8 protein-coding genes and 1 pseudogene are annotated in these 8,708 nt (G+C 64.5%); 7 read left to right on the forward strand and 2 right to left on the reverse strand.

Annotation, left to right across the window (positions count from 1 at the left end; translation table 11 throughout):
* The 7 genes and pseudogenes from AC1D1X_RS09535 to xylB all read left to right on the forward strand — a co-directional run.
* A pseudogene (locus AC1D1X_RS09535) lies at positions 1-180 on the forward strand (hypothetical protein); the annotation flags it as partial.
* Positions 177-1,664 carry a sugar ABC transporter ATP-binding protein gene (locus AC1D1X_RS09540; RefSeq protein WP_477670179.1) on the forward strand — a complete coding sequence of 496 codons (1,488 nt, stop codon included), beginning with the start codon at positions 177-179 and terminating at the stop codon, positions 1,662-1,664. The pseudogene AC1D1X_RS09535 and the gene AC1D1X_RS09540, both read left to right, overlap by 4 nt.
* A complete protein-coding gene (locus AC1D1X_RS09545; protein WP_477670178.1) occupies positions 1,645-2,661 on the forward strand; it encodes an ABC transporter permease in 1,017 nt (338 codons plus the stop codon). The genes AC1D1X_RS09540 and AC1D1X_RS09545 overlap by 20 nt, the downstream gene beginning before the upstream one ends.
* A 55-nt stretch (positions 2,662-2,716) precedes the next feature.
* On the forward strand, positions 2,717-3,679 hold the full coding sequence (locus tag AC1D1X_RS09550; protein ID WP_477670177.1) for an ABC transporter substrate-binding protein: 963 nt from the start codon (positions 2,717-2,719) through the stop codon (positions 3,677-3,679).
* Positions 3,680-3,686: 7 nt separating this feature from the next.
* The gene (locus tag AC1D1X_RS09555; protein WP_477670176.1) at positions 3,687-4,712 is read left to right on the forward strand and encodes a sugar phosphate isomerase/epimerase family protein; all 1,026 of its coding nucleotides are present in this window, start codon (positions 3,687-3,689) and stop codon (positions 4,710-4,712) included.
* The gene (locus AC1D1X_RS09560) at positions 4,709-5,863 is read left to right on the forward strand and encodes a Gfo/Idh/MocA family protein (protein ID WP_477670175.1); all 1,155 of its coding nucleotides are present in this window, start codon (positions 4,709-4,711) and stop codon (positions 5,861-5,863) included. Before AC1D1X_RS09555 ends, AC1D1X_RS09560 begins: the two co-directional genes overlap by 4 nt.
* 3 nt (positions 5,864-5,866) lie before the next feature.
* Positions 5,867-7,336, forward strand: a complete 1,470-nt coding sequence (xylB, locus tag AC1D1X_RS09565) for a xylulokinase (protein ID WP_477670174.1) — start codon at positions 5,867-5,869, stop codon at positions 7,334-7,336.
* 85 nt (positions 7,337-7,421) lie between these two features.
* Here the strand turns inward: xylB and AC1D1X_RS09570 are convergent, their stop codons facing one another.
* The gene (locus tag AC1D1X_RS09570) at positions 7,422-8,126 is read right to left on the reverse strand and encodes an SDR family oxidoreductase (RefSeq protein ID WP_477670173.1); all 705 of its coding nucleotides are present in this window, start codon (positions 8,124-8,126) and stop codon (positions 7,422-7,424) included.
* 45 nt (positions 8,127-8,171) lie between these two features.
* Positions 8,172-8,708, reverse strand: a 537-nt coding sequence (locus AC1D1X_RS09575) for an NADP-dependent oxidoreductase (protein WP_477698190.1), incomplete at its 5' end; no start/stop codon positions are given.

The raw sequence follows: 8,708 nt of genomic DNA on the forward strand, positions 1-8,708 counted from the left end.
GAACTGGGGCGGCGCATCATCACGGGCGACATGAGCCTCAGCCAGCTCGCCGAACATGCCTTCGTCAACGATCTTCGGCCCAAGCCTGTGAGCGGCCGTCAGGAGTGGCTGGAAAACCGGGTCAATGCCGCGATCTTCGCCGGCGCGGCCYGAAGAACCGAACGCAGGAGCACTCAGTGAGTTTGACGGTCGGCTTCAAAGACGTGAGCAAGAGCTTCGGCCCCGTGCAGGTACTGCATGGGGTCAGTTTTGAACTCGCACCTGGCCGGGTGTACGGGGTGCTTGGAGAAAACGGCGCCGGCAAGTCGACGCTGATGAAAATCCTGGCCGGCTACGAGGCCGCCAGCGAAGGCGTGGTGGAGGTGGGCGGGCATGTCGTACGTTTCAAGGGGCCGCGCGAGGCCGAAGCGGCCGGTGTGGTGATGATCCATCAGGAATTCAACCTTGCTGATGACCTCACCATTGCGCAGAACATATTCCTCGGCCATGAGCGCAAGCGCTACGGGCTGCTGGACGAAGACCTGATGGCCAGGGAGGCGGGCGCCGCATTGCGTCAGGTTGGCCTGAATTGCAGCCCCGCGCGCCGCGTGGGCGACCTCATCGTGGCAGAGAAACAGCTGGTGGAGATCGCACGCGCGCTCAGCCGGCGCGCGCGCGTACTGGTGATGGACGAGCCCACCGCCACATTGACGCCCTCCGAGACCGAGCGCCTGTTTTCCCTCATCGGGCAACTGAGAGCGGCAGGCTCCACCATCCTTTATATTTCCCACAAGCTGGACGAAGTCGAACGCATCACCGACGAGGTGGTTGTCATGCGCGACGGGCGATTCGTGGCTCGCCGGTCCACGCAGAGCGTGACACGCCAGCAGATGGCCAGCCTGATGGTGGGGCGCGAACTGGCCGATCTCTTTCCGGGCAGGCTTCCCGTGGCGGCCGGCGCGCCCGTCCTGCTGGACGTGAAAGGACTGACCGTACCCGGGTGGTGCCACGACGCAAGCTTCCAGGTGCGCGCCGGGGAGGTGCTTGGCTTTGCAGGGCTGGTCGGTGCGGGCCGGACCGAGCTGTTTGAAGGGCTCCTGGGGTTGCGCCCCTCCAGCGCGGAATCTGTGCAGGTAACAGACAAAACCTGGATGCGGCGCAATCCGCGTTCGGCCGCACGGCTGGGTCTCACATATCTCAGCGAGGACCGCAAGACGCGTGGCCTGCACCTGCGCATGGGGCTGGCGCAGAACCTCACGCTGATGGCGCTGGAGCGTTATGCGAAGCCGCTGCTCGATCCGCAGCGGGAACAGGCAGCCCTCGTGGCCGCGACCACGGCATTTGGCATCCGCACGCAACGCTCCGACATACCGGCTTCCGCACTGTCCGGCGGCAACCAGCAGAAGCTGGCGCTCGCGCGGGTGTTACAGCCTGATCCCAAAGTCGTGGTGCTGGACGAACCGACGCGAGGAGTTGACGTCGGCGCCAAGCGCGATATCTATTTCCTGATCCAGCGGCTGGCCAGCGAAGGCCGCGGGATCATCGTCGTGTCCTCCGAGCTGCTCGAGCTGATCGGGTTATGTCATCGCGTCCTTGTGATGCGCCAGGGAAGGCTCGCTGCCGAGCTCGCGCAGGATCAGCTGTCCGAAGAACTGTTGATTGCCCATGCAACTGGAACCCACTGATACCGCCGCCGCTCCAGCGCCTGTCGCCAGACCGGCACTGCGAAAATGGCCCTCTTTTACGGGAGCCGGGCCACTGGCCGGGTTGGCACTTATGTGCATCGCGGGTGCGATTCTCAACGAGAACTTCGCCAGCCTCGACAATGCGATGAACGTGCTCACCCGCACGGCTTTCATCGGAATCATCGCGGTGGGGATGTGCTTCGTCATCATCTCCGGCGGCATCGATCTCTCGGTGGGATCCATGGCCGCGCTGATTGCGGGCAGYACGATCCTGCTGATGAATGCGACAGCAGGCGCCGGCTGGAACCCCATGGCGGCCGTGGTGACCGGCATGGCCTTCGCCGTCGTACTTGGCGCACTGTTCGGCCTGGGCCACGGGCTGCTCATCAGCAAGGGCCGCATCGAGCCTTTCATCGTGACGCTGGGAACGCTGGGCATCTTCCGCGCGTACCTGACCTACTTCTCCAACGGCGGCGCCATCACGCTCGACAGTGCACTGGTCGATGTCTACAGCCCGGTGTATTACGGCAGCTGGCTGGGGGTGCCGGTGCCCGTGTGGGTATTCGCCGCTGTCGCATTGCTGGGCGGCCTCGTTCTCAACCGCACTGCCTTTGGCCGGTACGTTCAGGCCATCGGTTCCAACGAGCAGGTTGCGCGCTACGCGGCCGTCGAGGTGGACCGCGTCAAGGTTCTCACATACATGTTGCTGGGCATCTGCGTGGGCATTGCCACCGTGCTCTATGTGCCGCGCCTGGGTTCGGCCTCGCCGAGTACCGGGCTGCTGTGGGAGCTGGAAGCCATCGCTGCGGTCATCGTCGGAGGCACTGCCTTGCGTGGCGGTGCCGGCGGCATCACCGGCACCGTAATCGGTGCTGTGCTGCTCTCGGTGATCGGCAACATCCTCAACCTGACCAGCATCATCAGTGTGTACCTGAACGCGGCGGTGCAGGGCTTCGTGATCATCGCCGTCGCGTTCTTCCAGCGCGGGCGCAAGTAACCGGTTCCCCACAGGTGGCAAGGCTGCCGTTTCTCACAACATAAGGAGACAAACCATGAAATCATTGATAAGTCTGATGGCCGCAGGCGCCACAGTTCTCGCGGCGCTGGGTGCGGCACCCTCCGCCATGGCCCAGGGCAAGCCACACATCGGCGTATCGATACCGGCCGCCACGCACGGCTGGACAGGCGGGGTCGTGTACTGGGCCAACCGGACCAAGTCCGAACTGGAAAAGCAGTACCCGGGCCTGAAAGTCACCATCAAGACGGCCGGGTCTGCTGCGGAACAGGCGAACCAGGTACAGGACTTGCAAACGGCCAACAAGATCGACACCCTCGTGATCCTGCCATTCGAGTCGGCGCCGCTCACGCAACCGGTCGCGCAGGTCAAGGGCAAAGGCGTGTACGTCACGGTTGTCGACCGCGGCCTGACGGATGCAAATGCGCAGGACGCCTACGTTGCCGGCGACAACCCCGGCTTCGGCAAGGTATCGGCGGAGTACATGGCCAAAGCCCTGGGCGGCAAGGGTAATGTCGTAGTACTGCGGGGCATTCCCACGGTCATCGACAACCAGCGCGTGGACGCGTTCACGGCTGTGATGAAGAACTATCCAGACATCAAGGTTCTGGATGCCAAGCACGGCAACTGGAACCGCGACGATGCCTTCAAAGTGATGCAGGACTACCTGACCCGTTTCAAGCAGATCGACGCCGTCTGGGCCTCGGACGACGACATGGCGGTTGGCGTGCAAAAGGCAATCGCGCAGGCCAAGCGAACCGATGTCAAGCTCGTGCTGGGCGGCGCGGGTTCCAAGGACTACATCAAGAAAGTCATGGACGGCGACAAGATCGTGACGGCCGACGTCACCTACTCGCCCGCCATGATTGCCGACGCGATGAAGCTCACGGCCGCCGCACGTGTGAAGGGCGAGAAGCTGCCGGCCACCACCATCATCCCGTCGGTGCTGGTGACCAGGGAAAACGCCAAGCAGTACTACTTCCCCGACTCCCCGTTCTGAGGCAGCCATGGCAAGACCTGTCACTCTTTTTACCGGGCAATGGGCGGACCTGCCTCTCAAGGAGCTGGCACCCCTGGCACGCAGCATGGGCTACGACGGCCTGGAACTGGCATGTTGGGGCGACCATTTCGATGTGCAGGAGGCCCTGGCGAGCGATCGCTACGTGCAGGACCGGCGCGATCTGCTGGAACAGCACGGCTTGCGCTGTTTTGCGATCGGCAGCCATCTGGTGGGCCAGGCGGTCTGCGACCTCATCGACGAGCGGCATAAGGCCATCCTGTCGCCGCAAGTCTGGGGGGACGGCGATCCGGAAGGCGTGCGGCAGCGCGCCGCGCGGGAAATGCAGGACACCGCGCGTGCCGCCGCCAAGCTGGGCGTGAAGGTGGTGACGGGCTTCACCGGCTCGTCCATCTGGCATTCGCTGTACGCGTTTCCGCCCACTTCGCAGGAGTATTGGGACAAGGGCTTCGTCGACTTTGCCAACCGGTGGAAACCCATCCTCGATGTGTTCGAGCAGTGTGGCGTGAATTTCGGGCTGGAAGTGCACCCCACGGAAATCGCCTTCGACATCGCTTCGGCGCAGCGCGCCATCGAAGCCGTGGGAGGTCACAAGCGTTTCGGTTTCAACTTCGACCCCAGCCACCTGGGCTACCAGGGCGTGGACTATGTCAAGTTCATCCGGACATTCGGCGACCGCATCTATCACGTGCACATGAAGGACGTGTGGTGGGGCCGGGGCGACGGCACTGTGGGGGTCTTCGGCGGGCACACCAATTTCGGTGACGCGCGCCGCCACTGGGACTTTCGCAGTGTCGGGCGCGGGCAGATCGACTTCGAATCCATCATCGTTGCGCTCAACGACGTGAGCTATAACGGACCGCTGAGCGTCGAGTGGGAGGACAGCCGCATGGACCGCGTGCACGGCGCTACTGAAAGCGCGGCCTACAGCAAGCGGCTGGACTTCAAGCCGGCCGCGGGAGCGTTCGACGCCGTGTTCGACAAGGCCAAGCAGGGCGGGATGGCGGGCTCATGAGAAAACTGCGCTATGCGATGGTGGGCGGCGGGCAGGGTGCTTTCATCGGTGCTGTACACCGCAAGGCCATGGCGCTGGATGGGCAGATGGAGCTGGTGGCCGGTGCACTGTCGTCCGATGCCGAGCGCGCGCGCGCGTCAGGCCGCGACCTCGGCCTGCGGGATGAACGCAACCACGGCCGCTGGGAAGACCTGCTGGAAGGCGAACTGCGGCGCAGCAAGGACGAGCGCATCGACTTCATCTCCATCGTCACGCCCAACCATGTGCATTTCCCCGTCGCCCGCGCGTTCGCCGAGGCGGGCATCCATGTGGTGTGTGACAAGCCGCTGGTCCATAGCAGCGAGGAGGCCGCCGAGCTCGTTCGGGTTGTCAAGCGCAGCGGCTCCATCTTCGGTGTCACGTACAACTACACGGGCTATCCCATGGTGCGCGAGGCGCGTGACATGGTTGCGCGCGGCGCGATCGGCGTGGTGCGCAAGGTCATCGTCGAATACAACCAGGGCTGGCTTGCCACCCACCTGGAGGCAAGCGGGCAGAAGCAGGCCGACTGGCGGACGGACCCGGCGCGCAGCGGCGTGGCCGGCGCCATCGGCGACATCGGCTCGCACGCGGAGAACCTGGTGGCGACGGTGACGGGCCTGGAGCTGGAAAGCATCTGCGCGGACCTCACCATCTTCGTGCCGGGCCGGCGCCTTGACGACGACGGCAATGTCCTGCTGCGGTTCAAGAACGGCGCCAGGGGCGTGCTGATCGCGTCGCAGATCGAGGTGGGTTGCGAAAACGACCTGCGGCTGCGCGTGTTCGGCACCACCGGTACGCTGGATTGGCGCCAGGAGGAGCCCAACCGGCTGCTGCATGCTCCCATCGACGGCCCGGCCCGCATGCTGACGCGGGGCTCGCCGTGGCTCGGTGAGGCAGCCCGCCGAGCGACACGCTTGCCCACGGGGCACCCCGAGGCCTTTATCGAAGCCTTTGCCAATGTCTACCTGGGAGTGGCTGCGCACATCCGCGCGCTGCAATCTGGCAATACACCGAATCCGCTGGACGCCGACTATCCCCGCCTCGAAGATGGCGCCCGCGGTGTGCGGTTCATCGAGAAGGTGGTGCAGTCTGCGGCCAGCACGGCCAAGTGGACGCCGTTCGAGGATTGACCGATGTTCATGGGCATTGATCTGGGCACCTCCAGTGTCAAGGCGGTCGTGCTGGACCGCGGCCACCGCCTGGTGGCCAGCGGCTCCGCGCCGCTGTCGGTGGATGCACCCCGGCCCTTGTGGCGCGAGCAGCATCCTTCGGAATGGTGGCGTGCGTGCGATGCAGCCGTGGGTGCCGCGTTGCAGGAATTGCGGCGCGGTGGCCACGCAGGCGGCGAGATCGAGGCCGTCGGCCTGACCGGGCAGATGCACGGCGCGACCCTGCTGGATGGGCGCGGTGAGGTTCTGCGGCCGGCCATCCTCTGGAACGACGGCCGGGCGGCGGCGGAATGCGCGGAACTGGAGCGGGCGGTGCCGCGGTCACGTCAGATCACCGGCAACCTGATGATGCCGGGTTTCACGGCGCCCAAGCTGCTTTGGGTATCCAAACACGAGCCCGGCGTGTTCGACCGGGTGCGGCAAGTACTGCTGCCCAAGGACTGGTTGCGCTGGCGTCTGACCGGCGACTATGCGACCGACCTGTCCGACGCGTCCGGCACACTGTGGCTGGATGTGGGCAGGCGCGCATGGAGTGACGAACTCCTGGCCGCTTGCGGCCTGTCTACCGCGCACATGCCCAGGTTGCACGAAGGCCCGGAGGTCACCGGCACTCTGCTGCCAGAGGTCGCGCAGCATTGGGGCTTGCGCGAAGTGCCGGTGGTAGCCGGTGCCAGCGATAACGCAGCAGGCGCCCTGGGCGCTGGTGTGGTGAACCCGGGTGAAGCGATGCTGTCCCTGGGAACGTCCGGTGTAGTGTTCGTGGCCACCGGCTCTTTTGTCGCCAATCCACAGCAGGCGGTGCACAGCTTCTGCCACGCGTTGCCAGAGGCCTGGCACCTGATGTCCGTGATGCTGTCGGCCGCCTCGTGCCTCGAGTTCACAGCGGGGCTGCTGGGAGAGCGCGACGTGGCCGTGCTGCTTGCGCAGGCAGAGCAGCGCGGCCTGCGCGAAGACACCCCGTTGTTCCTGCCTTATCTGAACGGCGAACGCACGCCGCACAACAATCCGCATGCCAAAGCCGTGTTCTTCGGCATGCACGCAGGCACGCAGCGCGAAGACATTGTGAATGCCACCCTCGAGGGTGTGTGCCTGGGCATGGCGCAGGGGATTGCCGCGCTGCAGTCGGTTCAGCCTGGCCTTGCGCGCGTCAGCCTGATCGGCGGCGGCTCGCGCAATGCCTATTGGGCTCAGATGCTGGCCGACGCTACCGGCCTGCAGGTGGTCCGGCACGCGGATGCCGAGGTTGGCCCATCGCTGGGCGCAGCCCGGCTGGCCTGGCTGGCCTGCGACCCGGGCGAAGCGGCGAAAATATTTTGTGCACCAGAGGTGACTGACGTATTCGAGGTGCGAGCGGCCGAGAGGACGCGGATGCAGAACCGCGCCGCCCGGCTGGCAGGGTTATACAACAGCCTCGTACCTCACTTCCAGCCATAGAAAGTGGAGTCGCCACCCGCGTGTTGGCGTGGCAATGGCATCTGTCACAACCTGCTGGCGCAGATGGTCCGGCCAGATTTCGAAGTCAGGATGCCTGCGGAAGGTAGCTGGGCCTGGCCGCCGTCATCCCGGCTTTGACATGTTGGGTGATTTCATCGGCCAGCACTTCATCAACCCCCAATTCGAGTCCGTCGAGCGCACGCTTGACGATGTCTTCAGGGCTGGACTTCGGAACCTCGAAGCCGCGCGTGAGGTCGGTATCGACATAGGCCATGTGCAGCCCCAGCACCTGCGTCTTTTGCGCCGCGAGTTCACTGCGCAAGGCATTGGTGAGCGACCAGGCCGCCGACTTGCTGGCCGAATAAGCTGCCAGCTCACCGCCGTTCACCCACGAGGCCACCGACAACACATTGAGAAGGGCACCGCCGCCGTTGCCTTTGAGAACCGGCGCGAAGGCCTTGCTCATGCGCAGTACGCCGTAGACGTTGGTCTCGAAGATGCGCCGGGTGGTGTCTTCACTGTCGGCCGCCAGAAAGCCACCCCGCTGGGCAATGCCGGCATTGTTGATTACCAGCGTGACATCCGGCGCCAGCGCTGCGGCGGCCGCTACGTCTTCAGGCTTGGTGACGTCGAGCTTTAAAGCCTGAACACCGGGCAGGGTGATGGTGGCGGGGTCGCGAGCGGCCGCGTAGACCTTGCGGGCACCGCGGGCGAGCAGCTCGCGCGCGAATGCCAGGCCGATGCCGCGATTGGCGCCGGTGACGAGAACAACAGCGTTTTTGATTTGCATGAGAAAACTCCAGTGGGTGGGAAAAGCAGATTAGGGAAAACAGGTTCACTTGACCTTGATGACGACCTTGCCTTTTGCATGGCCCGCCTCGACGTAGGCCAAGGCCTCGTTGGTTGCCTCGAACGGAAAGACCCGGTCCATCACCGGACGGATAGCACCAGCATCGAAGAGCCGCGTGATCTCGCGCAGTTGGCTGCCACTTGCCTTCATGAAGAGAAACGCGTAGTCAACTTCGCGGCTCTTTGCCCTGCGCCGGATGCCTGAACTCAGCATGCGCATCACGAGCTTTACGAATGCAGGAGCACTGCTTTCCTTGCCGAATGCGGGATCGGGTGGGCCGGAGATGGAGATGAGTTTCCCGCCGGGCTTAAGCACGCGCAGTGACTTCTTCAACGTCTTGCCGTCCTGGCTGTTCAGCACCACGTCGTAGTCGCGCAAGACGGCCTCGAAATCCTGCGTCTTGTAGTCGATCACGACGTCCGCGCCCAGACTCTTCACAAGCGCGACATTACCCGTGCTGGTCGTCGTGGCGACGGTGGCGCCCAGGTGCTTGGCCAACTGAATGGCAAAACTGCCTACGCC

The sequence above is a fragment of the Polaromonas sp. P1_G4 genome (assembly GCF_056405475.1).